The following is a 17,501-nucleotide window of genomic DNA, read 5'->3' on the forward strand; positions in this document are numbered from 1 at the left end:
AATTATGAGTTAGCTCTAGGGGGATTAAATTGAAAACCTTCTATTATAGCATAGATTTTTTTTGCAAGAGGTCTAATAATTTAAGTTTGGAGTATAATGCTGATAAATATTTGCGGGTGAATCATGGCAAAAGAACAAATCCAAGATTATGCTAGGGTAAAATTTAAACGCCTAGTGTTGTTTTTTTCGCTCGCCCTTTTGCTCGCTCTCTTAATTGTAGCAACTAGATCTTCCTACGTTCAAGATGTCTTGAGAACTCTGTTAATGCGGATCGAGGATTTAGGGTGGTGGGGGCCAGTGGCTTTTGTAGCTACTTACAACTTGGCTACTGTGCTGTTTGTACCGGGTTCGGTACTGACGCTGGGAGGGGGGGCGATTTTTGGTTTGTGGTGGGGTTCAGTTTACGTATTTGCGGCCTCCATTTTAGGTGCCGTATGTGCTTTTGCGATCGGGCGCTACTTGTGCCGCGATCGCGTGGTAAAATATATGGAATCTCACCCCAAGTTTAAAGCTCTCGATCGCGCTGTTTCTCAAGAAGGATTAAAAATCGTTTTTTTGACTCGCCTTTGTCCTTTACTTCCTTTCAATTTGTTGAATTACGCTTTGGGAATTACTCAGGTTTCTTTGAAAGATTACGTGCTGGGTTCCTTGGGCATGATACCGGGTACAATCATGTACGTTTACTCCGGTTCTTTGGTGGGGAATATTGCGACGATAGGCGCGATATGTCAGTCAACCAATCCTCAAACAGAAGCAGCAAAATGGTCGCTCAATATCCTCGGTTTTCTAGCTACTGTTGCTGTAACTGTTTTTCTCACTAGGATAGCCAGCAAAGCTTTGGAAGAAAGTATTTAATTAGGAGGATTTGCGAATGCCCCAGTCAAAAGTCGATCGCGTAACTGTCCCCCCGATGGACGAACACAACCAGAAATTAGTCTCCTATTTGCATCCGCCCGATTGGGTAAATCCGCAGCCGGCTAGTTCTTATAATTTAGTAGTAATTGGCGCGGGACCCGCTGGATTAATTGTTGCTGCCGGTGCCGCAGGTTTGGGCGCGAAAGTTGCTTTGATTGAAAAACATTTGATGGGCGGCGACTGTTTGAATGTCGGTTGTGTGCCGTCAAAAGCTTTAATTCGATCGTCTCGCACTGTTGGCGATATCTGGGAAGCAAGTAAATTTGGTGTTAATGTTTCTGACAACGTAGAAGTGGATTTTGCCGCTGTGATGGAACGGCTGCGCCGCATCAGGGCGGGAATCAGCGATGTTGATTCTGTTAAACGCTACCAGTACAAATTAGGAGTTGATGTTTTTTTAGGTTCTGGTCGTTTTAGTAGCAATAATACAGTAGAAGTTGCAGGTCAAACTCTGCGCTTTAAAAAAGCAGTAATTGCCACAGGTGCAAGGGCGCTACAACCACAAATTCCCGGCTTACAAGAAGCTGGATATTTGACAAATGAAACTGTTTTTAACCTGACAGAAAGACCTCAACGTTTGGCCGTAATTGGCGCAGGGCCGATCGGCTGCGAATTGGCTCAAGCCTTTCGGCGGCTGGGTTCGGAAGTGGTATTGCTGCACAAAAATGCTCAGATTTTAGATAAGGAAGATGCGGAGGCTGCTAACATTGTGCAGCAGGCTTTTGTACGCGAAGAAATTCAACTAATACTAGAATCCCAAATAGAGCGCGTTGAGAAAACAAATGCAGGAAAAGTAATTTATTATAAATCTCAAGGTAAGGAAGCATCGGTAACAGTAGATGAAATTATTGTGAGTACAGGGCGATCGCCCAACGTCGAAGGATTGAATCTGGAGGCTGTCGGTGTCGGATACGATACACAAACTGGCGTCTTTGTCAACGACAACTTGCAAACTACTAATCCCCACATTTATGCCGCTGGGGATATTTGCATGAAACATAAATTTACTCACGCTGCTGATTTTGCCGCGAGAATGGTAATTCAAAACACTCTATTTTTCGGACGCAAAAAGCTCAGCGCTTTGACAATACCTTGGTGTACTTACACAGACCCAGAAATTGCGCGCGTCGGAATTGGGGAACATGAGGCTAAGGAAAAAGGCATTGATATCGATACATTTTTAATTCCTTTCAGTCAAGTCGATCGGGCAGTTATTGACGGCGAAGAGGAAGGATTTGTGAAAATTCACGTCAAAAAAGGCAGCGATAAAATATTAGGTGCAACTATTGTAGCGCGACACGCTGGGGATATGATCGGCGAGATTACTTTGGCAATGGTTAACAATATTGGTTTGGGAAAGATTGCTAGCACAATTCACCCGTATCCAACACAAGCTGAGGCAATTCGGAAAGCAGGAGATGCTTATAATCGCACTCGTTTGACGCCGTTTGTGAAAAATTTGTTTAACCGCTGGCTGGCTTGGACGCGGTAGAGGGATAATATTACCCCACAAACAAATTGACTGCCTGTTCCTGATAGAAGTGCAACAAAAAATGTATTTTTATGCTTCTATTCCTGTTTCAAATGCAACACCTTCATACAAAAGTTCTATCGGCAAATCAAACCCAATACTTGATAAAGTTACAATCTCTCCAGCAGTGTAAGAATAGTACAGCCACATTCTCCCCTCTCCCCGACAGTAACGCTCAACAAAAATCTTTTGTGAATCAATCAAGATATACTCTTGCAAAGTCGGAATTTTTAGGTAACAAGTGAATTTTTCATCCCGATCTTTAGCACTTGTACTGGGAGAAAGAACTTCCACAATGATTTTAGGATTCTGAATGAATGTGCGGGAATTCATGTCTTGAGGGTCGCAACTGACTATCACATCAGGGTAGTAGTAACGGCTTTGAAAACTGACTTGCAATTTCACATCTGACACGTTCATCCGACAGCCTCTGGAACGCAGATGTGGGCGCAATGCAGTGTAAAAGTTGAGTGCAAGATCGTTATGAGGAATTGTACAGCCTGTCATGGCAAAAACTTCGCCGTTGACATATTCGTGGCGAATCTCTTGTTGAGCTTCCCATTTGAGATATTCCTCAACGGTCATTTTTTGGGGTGCTTGGGGAATGGATATCATAACAAAATTTTTTGCAATGTTACTTTGATTGTAGCATTAGGGGTGGGACAAGGCTTGGAAGTTGCGATCGCCCGCGCAAACAAACCCTGCCTTAAAAATCCCCTTCATCTACTTGGAATACCGTCAATCCCAACGACCGCCACATATCAACAACTTGCTGGCGATCGTCCAACACAAACTTAACATTATATTTTCCTGCAATGTGCCGCCGATAGAACTCCTCTTTAATAATCGAATCCTTCCTCATATCTCCGGTTTTCCGCATATAAAGACTGGCATAATTAACCTCGTACTGCTGCAACCATTTTTTAGTTTGAGGCTGACAGTCATCCGTTCGACCCGACACTACAATAATATGGGCGCTGGACTGCCACTTGCGAACGGTATCTAAAACGGGCTGATTGGGCAAATCGCGATCGCACCTCGAAGCATCGAAAGGATTTCTGCCGTTGAGAAGTGCCAGCGTACCGTCCATATCAACAATAATTGCATCCGGCAAATCCGGGTTATATTCCGGCGGCGCAACGGGAACCCGCACGTACTTATTGTACATCTTCATAATCACATCTTTGCCCACCGAATTAAGCCTTTTCAAATCCCGTTTAATACATTCCTCAACCGGAACTTGCAGGAAAGAATCATTAACTTCGACAAGGGCTTTACCTTTAACCAACTCCTTGATATGCTCGATGTGCGGGCCAAAATTAGTATCATCAACAATGACGTGCTTGCCGCTTTCCAAAGCCATCAAAATAATCGTATCTCTCAACTGCACAATAAACTTTTCATTCGCCTGCGACCAATGAGAAGCGTGAGCCATTTCTCTTAGCAAATCTTTATTGCTACGCACCCACTTGGCAGGTTCAGACAGCAGCAAATCCCTAGCAAATTGAGACTTTCCCGAAGCGGGTAAACCAACAAGTACAATAACTCTTTTCATGGTAATTGGTAATTGGTAATTGGGCAGAGGGCATAGGGCATAGGGCATTCATATTCCTTCTTCCCTCTTCCTGATTCCTGACATCCGTTAAATCCGCCCTTGCGAATTCGTTGCCGAACTTCCTTCTTCTTCTACAAACCTAGATGGATGTAATCTAAACCCAACAACTCCTCTATTTTATGGATCGTAACATCACGGAGAGCTTCTTTCACTCCCGCAACTCTTCGGGCCCGCAAAGAAAACAAAATCCCGGAATACGGCAAATGCTTCACAACTAATGCAAAATCTTTCTGAACTTCGATATGTTCGTGCTGTCGGTAAGCTTCCTCGATTTCTTCAACCAAAGATTGATATTTGTCCTTAACTTTTTTATACAACTCACTCCACTCAGAAAAATAAGCTAAAAACTCTTCTCCTTCGTTAGTTAAGACAATCTCGATCATCCTGCGGGTAGAAAACCCTTCCCGCAGATGGGAAATCGCCACATATTGAGGCGACTTAACTTTAACTCGGTTGAAATCAGCATCACAGATAATATACCCTTCCGAATTCATCGGGTCTAAATGCTGAGCCGCTTCGATCGTTTCTTTCCAGCTAGTTAAAGGGTAAGATGCGACCAATTCCCATCCGTATTTATTGGCCCAAATACTCGGGTCGGTTTCTAGCAGCGTTTGAGTGTTGCGGACGCCGTGAAGCACGATTTGATTGTTTGTTTGCTGAACAACTATTCTATTGTAAGGCGTCATCAACTCAAAAATAAAACACTGGTCGGTTTCGGACGGCAATTGATATCCCAATTCTTGCCAGACTTTCCAAAACAGTTCGGCAAAAGTGAATCCAAAACCGTTAACTTCGCCGGCGGCGTCGGGAGTGCCGCTAGATTGCACTCTCCATTCTCCCTTGTAAAAATACAGTACAGTCAGAGAACCGTCTAGTTTTTCGTAAACTTTGGCATTTCTCCAATCAATTGCAGCGGCGTGAATTTCTCCGTAATTAAAAAATTTGTTGTAGGGATAAGAAACTATCTGCCAATTTTGAGATGAATCTAAAATAATGCCTCGGCACTGCTGGACTATCTTTTCGCCCAGGGGAGATTCTATCTGCGAGTATTTCAGACAGACTAAATCGGGATATTGGCGGTGGCGGGTAACTTTGATATGATAAGTTTCGGACAAGGTTTCCAATCCGTGCTGGCGCAAATACTCTTGCAGTTCCACGATCGACTCCTAAATTGCTCACCTTCTCTATATTATATATGACTTCATATTCTAGCAACCTTGTCAAGAATAGTCAAAAAACATTTTTCCCGGAAAAGCGAGTGTTAATTTGGTATCTTGAATTATGGTTGTACATAGGTGAATGCGGTTCGCCCCCCAACTAAACTATTGGAATATTAAGGGAAAAGACCGTGAAGAAGAAATTATTATTACTTTTGGCTACTTCTGCTGGTGTATTGACTGCTTTAGTACCTCTTTCCGTTGTTTTTGGATCTTCGCAATTGTCGCAGCGACAATCGGGGACAACACAACTTGCTCAAGGAGGCACTGCGTTTCCGGTAAATGAAATTTTGCCAAAGTTAAAAGGCAAAACGCAAGTCCCTATTTTTATTCCCAGCAGGATTCCGGTTCCGCAAAAAATGTACTATCCAACTACAGCAAAAGCAAACAGCTATACTATTTCAATCGAGTATAAACCAGATTGCGGCGGTACGACAGTTTGCACTTTTGGGTCAATTCAAGGTCAAAAAGGCGGGGAGTTTATTACAAAACTAGAAGGGGTAACTAAGACGTTCAAAAATGTGCAACTTGCGGGCGGAGTGAAAGGAGTTTATCATAACGGTTGCGGGGCTTACTGCACAGCAACTCTTCAGTGGAAAACTCAGGGTTTTATGTATACCGTCGCCATTAAGAACGGACGAGAATCGGATTTAATTTTAATAGGAAATTCTGCTATTAAAGCTGGGAAGCGTTAAGTTTGGCAGTCTGGGAGGCACAACGCACCTTACGGCTATTGTATGATATATCTTAACTCGCACTCGCCCCTTACAAAATGCTATATTTTTGTGCGCTTACCTACTTCGGGGGAAATCAGGATGAGGGGAAGATGGCTATTTGCGGCGATTTTTGCTTGTGTGGTGACTGCTTTTACGATTCCCTTCGGGATAGCTTCGCTTCACGCACTTTTGACACCCAACTCAGCGTTAGCAAGGACTGAACTCCCGATTACAGAAATCCGTTGGTTTAATTATTCCCCTGAAGATAGCTGGCAACCCATACAATTTATTGTACCCGATCGCAACACTGCAAAATCGGCCGGCAGCCGCAAGTTGCGGTTGTACGATGTTCATATTGCCAAGATGTTTGAGATTTCTCATTTTCTGTGCGATCGCGATCGCCCTTCTGAAGGTTACAATTGGTCTTATCAAGCGGAAAATGGCAATATTGAAATGGGACGCTTCAAAATTAGCTGCAATCTCGCCCGTTCCATAGCCACAGCTTACGGCTTAGGCAAACCCGAAATTACAGTGATTCGCCGCAACTTCAACCTGAAAAATGGTCGCCCTTCTTTTGCGCTCGAAAAATACTCTATTGCCACTTTGAATATTGCTAAAAATAGAGTTGGGCAGTGGAGGAATTTTGTGCAAAAGTTTCCCCCTATCCCCGATAACTCAAGTGCAAACCAAGCTAACAGTAGTTTTCCGGCGAGTAACATCTTTCGGCAAATTAAAGGCAAAACGCGAGTGCCTGTTTTTCTTCCGAGTAGACTTCCTTTATCTGACATTCAACAACTTGATTTTGATGTGCAAGCGGGGGCAGACGGTTACATTGTGGGAATGTATTTAGGCAAAGGATGCCGCGCGGGAGCCTGTTATTTCGGCACCATCGAAGCTAAAAGAAATGAACCGTTTTCGCCTCCTTCGCAACTGCCGCAGGATACTTACAGAAGCGTTGAATTGGCGGGCGGATTCAGGGGGATTTATTTCAATAATTGCGGTGCTTATTGCACTGCTTTTGTTGAGTGGCAAAGGCTGGGGGTGCTGTACCGAGTCACAAGGAGAAACGCACGGCAGCAAGAAGTTGTCCAGATAGCAAATTCTGCACTTCAAGCAGGGCAACGTTAAATTTGGGTGAGAAATGGAAAAGCTACGCGCGAGCGAAGCTATCCCGAACGCGCGTGCCTTCGGGCAGGGTAGGGAATCGCCCTTTTTCACTCCTCATAAACTTTATTCTGGACAAACTGAATGGTCGCGGTCAAACCAAATGATGTAGTAAACAGACTGAACGCGGAACCCAAAGATCCGTTTTTTCTCATCAATTCGCATTTCGGATAACCTCGCATCTTCAGGAATATTGTCAGGCAAAGGCGGATGCTTGTCAATCAACTTATAACCCGTTCCCACTGATTCACCTGGTTTTTTTGAGCCGTGACATCGGATTTGGGCCCAAGTATATTTCTCAATTTTCTTTAGTCCTTCAATTAGGTCATTGATTTCTGAGGATGTCCAGTTAGATAAAACCCAACGATTTTTATCTGCATAGGTAAATCTGAAGCTAGGATGCTCATCATCTGTATTGCTTGGTCGATTTAACTGAGTTGCTTGCTCTGGAATTCTACCTTGTTGCTTTTTTTGAGATGGCTTTGGTATTTGACTTTTTTTCCCCACTTACGCCTCCACAAAAGGTGCATAGCAGGATTTCATATCCTCGTGGGAGATGATTTTAGTTGATTTTTCAGCAGGTTCTAATCCCTTGCGGGCGTTTAACCAAGGCATCTCTGAGTGCGTTAACTCGACCAAATGTTTAGCACTTAATTCTCCATAAGCATTCCAAACTTCTTCGAGGACTTCGAGTTCATCTTCCTCAAATTCTTTTTCAAAATAATGGGGAGCGGGAATATCCTTGTATTTGTAATCTTTGTATTCATTCCAAACATCGCGGACAACTGGGCCGGAAACCCAAGCTTCAATCTCTTGATCAAATAGCGGCAGGCTTCTAAAGACTAAACTCCAAGCTTGTGCATAATACACGAGCTTTTGCAGTTTCAGAGGAGAAATGGTATCGCCTGCTTCTCGATCGACACGACATAAAAAGTAACGAGCTACGTCAAGAGCACTTTTCATAGTTTTAGGATTTTAGTAATTTGACAAATTCACTTTTGATGCTAAGCTATTTGGTGGCTTTAGAAGGACAATCGCAATTACGATCGCCCTTTTCCCCTCGCCACTACATTTTTCTATCCAAATCTCGCAACTTTTGAGCTAATTCTTTCTCGCTGCAGCTAAGTTAAGTCCTCATGTCAACCAGGTTCATCCGGCTCTCAGCTAGGTGAATCGTACATCGCCAGCAGCCTTTGCTTCGGAAGTCGATCGCCTGGACTGCAAGCGACGCCCAACGCTGGATGGGAAACATCATCAAGACTCAGTGCTACTGGCGCTCAAAACCTGGTATTTCTATTTTATCGCCCGAATTATCCCAACCAGCAATTAAAGTCCCCACCTGCGGTACGCTAGATCAGGTGAATATATTGGCTGATTTCAAGCTATCCTCCGATCGATCTTATGTCTCCAACCACATCTGCCCCTTCCCGAACCGTTCGCATCGGTTCCCGCAAAAGCCAACTTGCTCTCGTGCAAACCCACTGGGTGCAAGAACAGCTACAGAAACACTTCCCGGAACACACTTTTGAAGTCCACACCATGTCCACCCAAGGGGACATAATTCTTGATGTCGCCCTCGCTAAAATTGGCGATAAAGGACTTTTCACCAAAGAATTAGAAACGGGGATGATTAACAATGAAACGGACTTTGCCGTTCATTCCCTCAAAGATTTGCCTACCAATTTGCCCGAAGGTTTAATTTTAGGATGCGTCACCGAACGGGAAAATCCCGCTGACGCTCTGGTAGTTCACTCCAAGCACAAAGACAAGCAACTTGACACCCTCCCAGAAGGTGCAGTAATCGGCACTTCTTCCCTGCGCCGGCTAGCTCAACTGCGGCATCATTTCCCTCATTTTGAATTTAAAGATATTCGCGGCAATCTCAATACTCGACTCGCTAAATTAGATGAGGGCGGTTACGACGCGATTATTTTAGCAGTTGCGGGATTGGAAAGATTGGGAATGGGCGATCGCATCCACCAAATTATCCCTGCTGAAATCTCCCTTCACGCCGTCGGACAAGGTGCTTTGGGCATCGAATGCCGCGCCGGAGACACAGAAATTATGGCAGTGATTAAAGCTCTCGAACACTCGGAAACCGCCCAAAGATGTTATGCTGAACGCGCATTTCTGCGGGAATTAGAAGGTGGCTGTCAAGTGCCGATCGGCGTCAATACCAAAATAGAAAACGGTCAATTAACCTTAACTGGAATGGTATCGAGTCTCGACGGCAAGCGGTTCGTTAAAGATACTGTTTCCGGTGCCGCCGAGACTGCAGAAATGATCGGAATTGACCTCGCTCACCGCTTGCGCCAACAGGGAGCTAGTGAAATTTTGGAGGAAATATTTGTCCAAGTTCAGCGCGGTTCCTAAAAGCGATCGGCATCTATTTGTCACGGCTTTTAGACTAATCTAGAGATATCGCCTTTTGTAAAATAAAAATAACTGGCGGTTCGCTTTTGCTTTCACAGGTAGAGTAGCATTCTGATTGTAGATTTTTGATGGAAATTTTAGATAGGACTGGCTCGATAGATTTCAAAAATATCGGACTAATTTAGGACGCTCCGCACGAGTGTTGAGCAACCCGGTTTCTGATGTAAGTCTCGCTGTATAGCCCAAGATTTATGGTAAAAACCGGTTTTTTTCGTAAGTCCTATAATTCTTAACCCCCATCCAAAATCTACAATCAAACATCCAAAATTAATCAGCAATTTATTTCAGGTAAATGCCAAATATGAGCGCTAGAGAAACTCAATTAAAGCTGGAATTGAAAAAGGTTCAGCAACTCTATAGCAAAATGCAAGCAGACCAACAAGCTTTGCAAAAGCAATTGAAAGAGTTTAAAACTCAAGCAGGAAATTTTTCGGATGTAGTCGAGCAAGTCTTGCCGTCCGTAGTTTCAATTTACGTCATGGATTGGGATACAGAAGAAGAGATTTCTTCTGGGAGCGGGTTCTTTGTATCGCCAGATATAATTGTCACGAACTATCACGTTGTAGAAGATATTGCCGATCAAGATTACTTCTATGAAGAAGATGAAATCGAACAGGTTTTAGTCGAAACTAACGACGGAAAATTGAGATTGGCAGAGGTGGTGTTTACTGGTAATGCCGAAGAAGATTTAGCATTACTCTTAATTAGCGATTTTACCTTCGACCCGAACACAGGGGAACAAGTGGACTCTCCCCAAGAATATCCTCCCCTAGAGTTGTCTTTTGATGTGAAAGTGGGAGATAGAGTTATTGCTGTGGGCAATCCTTTGGGGCAGTTTGCTTCAACTGTAACTCAAGGTATTGTGAGTGCAATTCGCGAACCCGAGGAATATGAAGAAGGCGATGACGACGAAGATGATGTGGGTGAGGTAAAGGTGTTGCAAACTGATGCGGCTATTAATCCGGGCAATTCCGGCGGACCACTGATTAATATGGCCGGTCAAGTGGTTGGGGTGAATACGTGGGGATGGGAAGATGCTGATAATATTAATTTGGCGATCGCCTCTGAAGCTTTGGATGATTTTCTAGCGGGATTTGAGGAGACTTTTGAGGAGGATTCTCAGAATTAGTCAGGAGTTGTCCGTAATATGTGATTCGGGCGTTGGGGAAGCTTGCAGAAGAGGATCGCTCTTTTTATGAGAGGGGATAAAAAAGGCGATCGCTATTTCCTTAATTACATACTGATAGCTTGGCGGGCAGTTTTACTAATGCGTAAAGATGAGCAAACTTCATGCAATTTTTGATGTTTACCGTCACTCAGAAAGTGACTGCTAAATTTGATTAGAGCGTGAAAATTGTCGCGGGAGGGTAGTCCGGGCGTTGGCGAAGCTTGCAGAAGAGGATCGCTCTTTTTTTCACCGCACAGCGACGCGGATGGAAAAAGGGCGATCGCATTCTTGAGTAAACTGCGATCGCTACAGCAACTCAGATTTATACTTGTTTTTGGACGGCGCGTTAATATTGTGTCGCTCGCCCTTTAAACTTAATCTAGACTAACCATCTCAAGGAACACAAAAAAATAATGCGTATTTTATTTGTATCCGCCGAAGCAGCACCTCTCGCCAAAGTCGGCGGTATGGGCGATGTCGTCGGCGCTTTGCCTAAATTTCTGCGACGCATGGGACACGATGTCCGCATCTTCATGCCCTACTACGGTTTTATCCCGGACAAAATGGACGTTCCCAAAAAACCTGTTTGGGATGGGGCTGCCATGTTCCAAAGCTTCTCGGTGTTTGAAACTGTTTTGCCGGGAACCGATGTACCTTTATACTTAATGCAACATCCATCTTTCTTACCGCGCCGCGTTTACGGCGGTTTAGATGAAGATTGGAGGTTCACTTTCTTTGCCAATGCTGCGGCTGAATTTGCCTGGAATCATTGGAAGCCCCAAATTATCCACTGTCACGACTGGCATACGGGGATGATACCTGTTTGGATGAGCCAAGACCCGGATATCAGCACAGTTTTTACTATTCACAATTTAGCTTATCAAGGGCCGTGGCGCTGGCGTTTGGAGCAAATGACTTGGTGTCCTTGGTATATGCAAGGTCACAATACAATGGCTGCCGCAGTACAGTTTGCCGATCGAGTAAATACAGTTTCACCGACTTACGCCGAGCAAATCAAAACCCCAGCTTATGGGGAAACTTTGGAAGGTTTGCTGTCTTACATCGGTGGCAAAGTATCGGGCATTTTGAACGGAATTGATACAGAATCTTACAACCCCGCCACAGACAAGTACCTCCATCAACAATTTAGTGTTGATACTATTGAAAAGCGCCCCGCTAATAAAATTGCGCTGCAAGAAGAAGTCGGCTTGGAAGTGAATAAAAATGCCTTTTTGATCGGCATGGTGACGCGGCTGGTAGAACAGAAGGGATTAGATTTGATAATTCAAATGCTCGATCTGTTCATGGCCTATACCGACGCTCAATTTATTGTACTCGGAACGGGCGATCGCTACTACGAAACCCAACTCTGGCAAATGACAGCCCGCTATCCCGGTCGGATGTCCACCCAACTACTTTACAACGAAGCCCTCTCCCGGCGCGTTTACGCAGGCTGCGACAGCTTCCTCATGCCCAGCCGTTTCGAGCCCTGCGGCATTAGCCAAATGCTCGCCCTCCGCTACGGGTGCGTGCCAATGGTTCGCCGCACCGGCGGTTTAGTCGATACCGTTTCCCACAACAACCCGATCGACAATACCGGTACCGGTTACTGTTTCGATCGCTACGAACCCCTGGACTTGTTCACCTGCATGATCAGAACTTGGGAAGGTTTCCGCTACAAAGATAAGTGGAGAGAACTGCAACAGCGCGGCATGAGAGAAGATTTTAGCTGGGATATTTCGGCCCGGAAATACGTCAACTTGTACAGCGATATTTTGGGACTGCCACCCGAAGGAATCGCACCGGAACCAGAGGCAGAATTGATCGTTGGCAAGGGTTAATTTTAGTAAGGTGCGTCAGTCGGTGTTTAATTCAAATAAATCGAAGGGCGATCGGCTGACGCACCCTAAAGCTTAGTCCCCAGTCGGTTTTTGATTCAATTTAATCGATCGACTGACTACTGACTACTGACAAATTAATCAACAAATAAATCGAGAGGTAAATGACCGTAAGTGCCACTAACTCCACCTTCGGAGGAAGATTGACACGAAATCAAAACGCCCCGGTAAGTTCCGGGATAGCCGTCAACATAATACGAGCCCTTCAAAGTATTGAACTTAATATAAACCGAACCAGCAAAGGTCGAGACAGCATTGGGATCTAAAACAGCTTGATATCCCAAAGCTTTCAAATAAGCTTCTAAAGCTAAAAACCCCTCATCCATCGAAGAAGCACACACTCCCAACATTTGATAATCCGACAAACTTGCTACCAGCAAAATCGCTTGACGCAGCGCCTGTTTTTCCAGCGGCGATGCTACACATTGCATATCCAGACAAGTAAAATCTTTGAGGATTTGCTGTGATTCTTCAACAGTTAGGGTAGTCGGGTTTTGAGTAGACATGAATTGCTCTGATATTTCCCAAAATTACGATCAACACTCGGCTACTCGTCAACGAATTTCTGCCATTACAACCCTTAATCGACGGCGGTAACACTAGCGCAATCCCTGATTATAGCCCATTGTGCGCTCTTGCCATCAATTCGGGCGATCGTCTTCGAGGGCTTTCCTTCGGATCGCTTCGCTAACGCCAACGCCGGAATCCCACAAAAAAGCTAGTAGTTTTTACCAATGTTTTCAAGTTTAGATCAGTCCGCGTTTTTTCAGCTTTGCTAGCGCATCTTCAGCCGCATTTTTCTCAGCATCTTTTTTGCTTTTGCCTTTACCTTCTCCATAGAGTTTCTCTGCAACATAAACTTTAGCGAGAAATTCCGGCTTGTGGGGTGTGCCTCCTGCTTGAACTGTCACATATTTGGGGGGAGTCGTGTCACCATTGGCTTGTACCCATTCTTGAAAGCGATTTTTCGAGTCTACAGTCGATCGAGTTTCCACAACATTTTCGGGAACAGAATCAAACATTTGTTGAACAAAGTTGCGAACTTTGTCCATGTCTTGCGTGTCCAGATAGTAAGCGCCAATAAATGCTTCAAAAGTGCTGCTGAGCAAATTTGGATTAGTAATCCCACCTTCTCGATAAGCTCCTTTTCCGAGCCGCATTTTTAAGTCTAAACCGATTTCAGTAGCAAATCTGGCTAATTGTTTTTCATCTACTAAGGCAGAACGCCGGCGAGTCAGTTGGTCTTCTCCCATTTCTGGGTGACGCTGATAGAGATATTCGCCGCTGAGAAAAGTCAGCAAAGCATCGCCGAGAAATTCTAAGCGTTCGTTGTCTTCTTCGCGGAATGTGGGGTTTTCGTTGACGTAGGAACGGTGGGTGAGCGCTTGGCGCAGCAGTTTTTCATGGTGGAATTCGGGAAGGGTTATTTCTATCTCTTGTGTTGGATTAGTTAATGGCATAGGAATTGTGTAAGGGTTATTGTTTGTGGACTTTGGTGGTGTTAGGTGGACATAAAATAGCCGCAAATAGCGGTTAGTTTGGAGAATCTAGTTTATCAAATAAACTGGATTTTTGCTATCGGCGGTGAGGTGAATTTTAAGAGATATTTGGCGGTTATACTATTAGTCCGTTAGTCCGTCAGTCCGCCATGGGTTAAAACCCCTGGCTCATAGCTAAAGTCCTCTGAAGAGGACTGAAGATTGTGTTTTTTTTAACTGTCAGTCGGTTTTAACCGACTTTAGCTATTAGCCAGGGAATTCATTTCCTGGCGGGCTGTGTTGCTTCAAGCAGATAATTTATCTGCTTCTATTGATAACTTTTTTTAATTTTCAAGTTACGGTTTCAATCCTGCACACAAACTAGACAATTCGTCTACATCATGAAAGTTATCCTCACCAACAAGGTTAATCAATTTTTCGTTGGCACTTTGGCGCCGTGCAAAAACTATGACTGTTTTACCCAAAGCCATCAAAACAGTGATTAAACCTGCAAAGTCCCTATCTCCTGAGACTAGGATGATTATCTCAGAAGAAGGCTTAATTGCAACTCGTTTAATACAGTCAAAGACCAATTGTTTATCTGCACTATCTGGGTCTAAAGAGGGAACATCAATGCCTTTAAAGCCCAGATTTTCTAGCCTATTTTTGTCATCAAGTTGATTTTCCTTCTGCGAGTTATAGTAAAATTTTGGGCAATCCAAACGCCCTTTTGATTTGGCAAAATCGACCAATAATGCAGCTTCATTTTGCTTTAAGTGAACGTTCTGACCATCCCAAAGTATAGCAACTCGCTGAAACTGGCTTTTTTGTTTTCCTGTGCTTCGATGATTGTCCGCCATTGTATTATTTCCTAAAATTAGGTGGGCTGGACAGCCTCGACATATCACGCATCTAGCATTAATGGAGTGTTGTCTGTGGGTTTGCTCATAAACGAACTTCCCCCAACCAGACAATCTGTTACCACTAAAACACTGTAACTTTGTAGGGATTTGATTAGCGTCTTAGCTACAGGGTTTACAGAACTGGAACGAGTTTAGTAGCAGCCCGTTGAAGGGAAATGGAACTCAATAATGTTTCGATTTTCTCAAGCTTCTATCAACTTGTTAAAACGACATTAGACTTACTTTCCGCTCAACGGGGTGCTAGAAACTTGCCCCAGTTTTATACACCGTGTAGCTAAGACGACTCAATCAACATTCCTTGATTTTGAATGCGCTATTTAGTTTTAGCTGTGCTTTTAGGCTAGCGTTCTAATTATGGGATGTCAAGTATTCACTCAAAATAATTTCCTTACATCCTTAGACATCTCACCAAGGTTTTCGCCAATTTGACACCGATCGCCCTGATACACTTTACCCGATCGCCCGTCCCCCAATAAAAACCCTCTCCTGATCTCCCTGCGAGCCCCTCTCCCTGCAGGCCCATCCCGCTTATCTCCGGCATTTGAACAGTAAATGTAAAAATATGTTGCAAACTTTGTACTGCTGTGTTAAGTTTAGTTACATAAGGTTGAAATTAAACGAGGTTTCTGGTCATGGAAAACAAAGACGCAAAAGTTGGCTTCACTGAGTTTGCTGAAACCTGGAACGGTCGTTTGGCAATGTTGGGCTTCGTTATCGGCCTAGCTACCGAATTCCTCACCGGTCAAGGCATTCTCTCTCAAATCGGTTTGATGTAATCAGCTTAACTGCATACAATAGCTGAAATTCTGTCGGGCGATCGACCCCTTCACAAGTGCAAAAGCCCCCCCGCTAATAAGTCCCCTTCACTTCACACGGAAGGGGGCTTTTGCATTTTCTATCAAAAAATCCAACAGATGGCCCAATCAAAAATCTTTTCCGTCTCCATATTTATCGCGAGACTAACGAGACTAACTCCAGCAAACTAAGCCCTTCCTACCGCATCCAACATTCTCAATTTAGGAGTCAAAGCAGGAAGCTTTACCAAACCGTCTCGTTTGTGAGTTCCCGCACTGTTACCTAAAATCATCTCCGACAGATCCGGCATTTCCTGCCAGCAGTGCGAGCAGAACCAATAAACGCGATTGTGGCGAGCGTGGCGGAGCAATTTAGAGGAGCAACAAGGGCAACTATTCATGATATTTTAAACCTTTTTAAGATAATGCAGCGATAACCGAATCATTACAAAGATTGACGAGTGCCGGTGCATCTCCACTCCAGACACAACAATAAAAAATCTCTTTCACTCACAACTTTGAGCGTCTCGCAAGTAGCACTTTTGGAGGCCCAACAGCAACACCACAATCAGAAGCTGAACGATCCAAGGAGCCCAAGAGAAACCCCAAATAAAACAACCCAGTCCCGCCCAAGCCACAAGAACAAAAATATCTTGAGAGGTTTGCCAGTAAATCCAGACTGCTGCCAGAGAAACTATTAGTAGCAAAATGTAAGCTGAGGGCATAGTCGTCTTCTCCCAATGTGTCTGCCAACAGTCAGGAACGATCCCTGACCATGTGCTTAAACTTAAAACTAAAACCTGAAGAACTTATGAAGACGAGTGAGTTGTTACAAAAAGTAAAATAATCCTGCCAGCTTATATTTTCCCGATAAATCAGTAGGAATACTGAGATCATGGCTGAGGCCGAATCCGGTTAAATGAACGCACTAGAAATAGGGACTTAGGCATCACCTATTTGTGTCAATTTCACCTCAAAGAGCGGCAGGGTTGAAACGCCTCTGCCCGACTGCGGTTTTTAGTCTTAAGCTGACAGGACAAAAGGCACAGCCCCTAAGTCCCCACAGATATGCCGAGCGATCGACCGGATTCTAGCTGAGGCACAATACCAAAGAAACCAAGTTTTTTTAACTCTCTTTGCCTGCAAAACTACTGCTTGAAAAGCTGCACAATTCAATGCGGGCGATCGATCTATTCTTGCTCCCAGCCCAAAGCCTCAGCGACCTGAGCCGCCAAAAACATCGGTTCAAAAGGCTTAGCAATCACGCTCACCACCCCCAAATCCGCGAACATCCGCCTGTCCCCAGCCAGAGCCTTAGCTGTCAATAAAATTACCGGAATGTGCTGCGTAGCATTATTAGCTTGTAACTGTAGAAAAGTAGTAGGCCCGTCTTGGTCAGGCATCATCACGTCCAACAGAATAGCATCAGGCTGTTCGGCAAGAGCCTTAGCAACACCCTCGCGGCCCGAACTCGCTGTCAGGACTTCCCAGCCCCCCACCACCTCAAGACTGACTTGAGCCACTTCCCGAATATCTTCCGCATCGTCAATAACCAAGATGCGCTTGGCAGTCAAAATTAACATTTTTTTATGAATGAGAACTGATCACAGACTAGAGGCGAAATGTGAATATTTTGTAAAGCAAATTAT

Annotated in this window: 20 protein-coding genes; 9 read left to right on the forward strand and 11 right to left on the reverse strand. The window is 44.3% G+C overall.

Going from position 1 to position 17,501, the window contains the following annotated elements; genetic code table 11:
• The first annotated feature begins 123 nt into the window (after positions 1-123).
• Both QUA70_RS18590 and QUA70_RS18595 read left to right on the forward strand, forming a co-directional pair.
• On the forward strand, positions 124-855 hold the full coding sequence (locus QUA70_RS18590; protein ID WP_333332357.1) for a TVP38/TMEM64 family protein: 732 nt from the start codon (positions 124-126) through the stop codon (positions 853-855).
• Between the two features lie 16 nt (positions 856-871).
• Positions 872-2,407 carry a mercuric reductase gene (locus QUA70_RS18595; RefSeq protein ID WP_333332354.1) on the forward strand — a complete coding sequence of 512 codons (1,536 nt, stop codon included), beginning with the start codon at positions 872-874 and terminating at the stop codon, positions 2,405-2,407.
• A gap of 69 nt (positions 2,408-2,476) precedes the next feature.
• Here QUA70_RS18595 and QUA70_RS18600 read toward each other — a convergent pair whose 3' ends face one another.
• The 3 genes from QUA70_RS18600 to QUA70_RS18610 form a co-directional block, all read right to left on the reverse strand.
• A complete protein-coding gene (locus QUA70_RS18600; RefSeq protein WP_333332351.1) occupies positions 2,477-3,061 on the reverse strand; it encodes a Uma2 family endonuclease in 585 nt (194 codons plus the stop codon).
• A gap of 91 nt (positions 3,062-3,152) precedes the next feature.
• Positions 3,153-4,001: a phosphatase domain-containing protein gene (locus QUA70_RS18605; protein ID WP_333332349.1), complete on the reverse strand. Its 849-nt coding sequence runs from the start codon at positions 3,999-4,001 to the stop codon at positions 3,153-3,155.
• 131 nt (positions 4,002-4,132) lie between these two features.
• Positions 4,133-5,218, reverse strand: coding sequence for a T4 RnlA family RNA ligase (locus QUA70_RS18610; protein WP_333332346.1), 1,086 nt, complete (start codon positions 5,216-5,218; stop codon positions 4,133-4,135).
• Between the two features lie 191 nt (positions 5,219-5,409).
• On the opposite strand from QUA70_RS18610, the gene QUA70_RS18615 reads away from it, so the two are divergent.
• Both QUA70_RS18615 and QUA70_RS18620 read left to right on the forward strand, forming a co-directional pair.
• Positions 5,410-5,973, forward strand: a complete 564-nt coding sequence (locus QUA70_RS18615) for a hypothetical protein (protein ID WP_333332344.1) — start codon at positions 5,410-5,412, stop codon at positions 5,971-5,973.
• 120 nt (positions 5,974-6,093) lie between these two features.
• Complete coding sequence (locus tag QUA70_RS18620) at positions 6,094-7,122, forward strand: hypothetical protein (protein ID WP_333332341.1); 1,029 nt, start codon at positions 6,094-6,096, stop codon at positions 7,120-7,122.
• Between the two features lie 102 nt (positions 7,123-7,224).
• Here the strand turns inward: QUA70_RS18620 and QUA70_RS18625 are convergent, their stop codons facing one another.
• Together QUA70_RS18625 and QUA70_RS18630 are read right to left on the reverse strand one after the other, a co-directional pair.
• Positions 7,225-7,665, reverse strand: a complete 441-nt coding sequence (locus QUA70_RS18625; protein WP_333332338.1) for an MAG6450 family protein — start codon at positions 7,663-7,665, stop codon at positions 7,225-7,227.
• Positions 7,666-8,121 carry a type II toxin-antitoxin system antitoxin SocA domain-containing protein gene (locus QUA70_RS18630; protein ID WP_333349156.1) on the reverse strand — a complete coding sequence of 152 codons (456 nt, stop codon included), beginning with the start codon at positions 8,119-8,121 and terminating at the stop codon, positions 7,666-7,668. It abuts the gene before it with no gap.
• Between the two features lie 205 nt (positions 8,122-8,326).
• Here QUA70_RS18630 and QUA70_RS18635 point away from each other — a divergent pair, with 205 nt between their 5' ends.
• The 4 genes from QUA70_RS18635 to glgA all read left to right on the forward strand — a co-directional run bounded on the left by QUA70_RS18635 (position 8,327) and on the right by glgA (position 12,600).
• A complete protein-coding gene (locus QUA70_RS18635) occupies positions 8,327-8,488 on the forward strand; it encodes a hypothetical protein (RefSeq protein WP_333349158.1) in 162 nt (53 codons plus the stop codon).
• 71 nt (positions 8,489-8,559) lie between these two features.
• Positions 8,560-9,531 (forward strand): hydroxymethylbilane synthase, encoded by a 972-nt coding sequence (hemC, locus tag QUA70_RS18640; RefSeq protein WP_333332329.1) that lies wholly within the window; start codon positions 8,560-8,562, stop codon positions 9,529-9,531.
• Between the two features lie 361 nt (positions 9,532-9,892).
• Positions 9,893-10,720, forward strand: coding sequence for a S1C family serine protease (locus QUA70_RS18645; RefSeq protein WP_333332326.1), 828 nt, complete (start codon positions 9,893-9,895; stop codon positions 10,718-10,720).
• Between the two features lie 452 nt (positions 10,721-11,172).
• Positions 11,173-12,600 carry a glycogen synthase GlgA gene (glgA, locus tag QUA70_RS18650; RefSeq protein WP_333349160.1) on the forward strand — a complete coding sequence of 476 codons (1,428 nt, stop codon included), beginning with the start codon at positions 11,173-11,175 and terminating at the stop codon, positions 12,598-12,600.
• 134 nt (positions 12,601-12,734) lie between these two features.
• Here glgA and QUA70_RS18655 read toward each other — a convergent pair whose 3' ends face one another.
• The 3 genes from QUA70_RS18655 to QUA70_RS18665 all read right to left on the reverse strand — a co-directional run bounded on the left by QUA70_RS18655 (position 12,735) and on the right by QUA70_RS18665 (position 14,995).
• Positions 12,735-13,163 carry a DUF1824 family protein gene (locus tag QUA70_RS18655; protein WP_333349164.1) on the reverse strand — a complete coding sequence of 143 codons (429 nt, stop codon included), beginning with the start codon at positions 13,161-13,163 and terminating at the stop codon, positions 12,735-12,737.
• 240 nt (positions 13,164-13,403) lie between these two features.
• A complete protein-coding gene (rnc, locus tag QUA70_RS18660) occupies positions 13,404-14,117 on the reverse strand; it encodes a ribonuclease III (protein ID WP_190739146.1) in 714 nt (237 codons plus the stop codon).
• 374 nt (positions 14,118-14,491) lie between these two features.
• Positions 14,492-14,995 (reverse strand): NYN domain-containing protein, encoded by a 504-nt coding sequence (locus QUA70_RS18665; protein ID WP_333349166.1) that lies wholly within the window; start codon positions 14,993-14,995, stop codon positions 14,492-14,494.
• Positions 14,996-15,690: 695 nt separating this feature from the next.
• On the opposite strand from QUA70_RS18665, the gene QUA70_RS18670 reads away from it, so the two are divergent.
• Positions 15,691-15,834, forward strand: a complete 144-nt coding sequence (locus QUA70_RS18670) for a chlorophyll a/b-binding protein (protein WP_015176459.1) — start codon at positions 15,691-15,693, stop codon at positions 15,832-15,834.
• Between the two features lie 206 nt (positions 15,835-16,040).
• Here the strand turns inward: QUA70_RS18670 and QUA70_RS18675 are convergent, their stop codons facing one another.
• The 3 genes from QUA70_RS18675 to QUA70_RS18685 all read right to left on the reverse strand — a co-directional run bounded on the left by QUA70_RS18675 (position 16,041) and on the right by QUA70_RS18685 (position 17,435).
• Positions 16,041-16,253 (reverse strand): hypothetical protein, encoded by a 213-nt coding sequence (locus QUA70_RS18675; RefSeq protein WP_333349168.1) that lies wholly within the window; start codon positions 16,251-16,253, stop codon positions 16,041-16,043.
• A 105-nt stretch (positions 16,254-16,358) separates the two neighbouring features.
• Positions 16,359-16,577: a hypothetical protein gene (locus QUA70_RS18680; protein WP_333332307.1), complete on the reverse strand. Its 219-nt coding sequence runs from the start codon at positions 16,575-16,577 to the stop codon at positions 16,359-16,361.
• Positions 16,578-17,042: 465 nt separating this feature from the next.
• On the reverse strand, positions 17,043-17,435 hold the full coding sequence (locus tag QUA70_RS18685) for a response regulator (RefSeq protein ID WP_333046072.1): 393 nt from the start codon (positions 17,433-17,435) through the stop codon (positions 17,043-17,045).
• Positions 17,436-17,501: the final 66 nt, after the last annotated feature.

The organism is Microcoleus sp. LAD1_D5 (assembly GCF_036702115.1).
In the GTDB taxonomy this organism is placed as follows: Bacteria; Cyanobacteriota; Cyanobacteriia; order Cyanobacteriales; family Microcoleaceae; genus Microcoleus.

Coding starts and splice junctions, on each gene's coding strand:
- QUA70_RS18590 (WP_333332357.1), top strand. CDS start 124: ATGGCAAAAGAACAAATCCAAGATTATGCTAGGGTAAAATTTAAACGC.
- QUA70_RS18595 (WP_333332354.1), top strand. CDS start 872: ATGCCCCAGTCAAAAGTCGATCGCGTAACTGTCCCCCCGATGGACGAA.
- QUA70_RS18600 (WP_333332351.1), bottom strand. CDS start 3,061: ATGATATCCATTCCCCAAGCACCCCAAAAAATGACCGTTGAGGAATAT.
- QUA70_RS18605 (WP_333332349.1), bottom strand. CDS start 4,001: ATGAAAAGAGTTATTGTACTTGTTGGTTTACCCGCTTCGGGAAAGTCT.
- QUA70_RS18620 (WP_333332341.1), top strand. CDS start 6,094: ATGAGGGGAAGATGGCTATTTGCGGCGATTTTTGCTTGTGTGGTGACT.
- QUA70_RS18630 (WP_333349156.1), bottom strand. CDS start 8,121: ATGAAAAGTGCTCTTGACGTAGCTCGTTACTTTTTATGTCGTGTCGAT.
- hemC (WP_333332329.1), top strand. CDS start 8,560: ATGTCTCCAACCACATCTGCCCCTTCCCGAACCGTTCGCATCGGTTCC.
- QUA70_RS18645 (WP_333332326.1), top strand. CDS start 9,893: ATGAGCGCTAGAGAAACTCAATTAAAGCTGGAATTGAAAAAGGTTCAG.
- glgA (WP_333349160.1), top strand. CDS start 11,173: ATGCGTATTTTATTTGTATCCGCCGAAGCAGCACCTCTCGCCAAAGTC.
- QUA70_RS18655 (WP_333349164.1), bottom strand. CDS start 13,163: ATGTCTACTCAAAACCCGACTACCCTAACTGTTGAAGAATCACAGCAA.
- rnc (WP_190739146.1), bottom strand. CDS start 14,117: ATGCCATTAACTAATCCAACACAAGAGATAGAAATAACCCTTCCCGAA.
- QUA70_RS18665 (WP_333349166.1), bottom strand. CDS start 14,995: ATGGCGGACAATCATCGAAGCACAGGAAAACAAAAAAGCCAGTTTCAG.
- QUA70_RS18670 (WP_015176459.1), top strand. CDS start 15,691: ATGGAAAACAAAGACGCAAAAGTTGGCTTCACTGAGTTTGCTGAAACC.
- QUA70_RS18675 (WP_333349168.1), bottom strand. CDS start 16,253: ATGAATAGTTGCCCTTGTTGCTCCTCTAAATTGCTCCGCCACGCTCGC.
- QUA70_RS18680 (WP_333332307.1), bottom strand. CDS start 16,577: ATGCCCTCAGCTTACATTTTGCTACTAATAGTTTCTCTGGCAGCAGTC.
- QUA70_RS18685 (WP_333046072.1), bottom strand. CDS start 17,435: ATGTTAATTTTGACTGCCAAGCGCATCTTGGTTATTGACGATGCGGAA.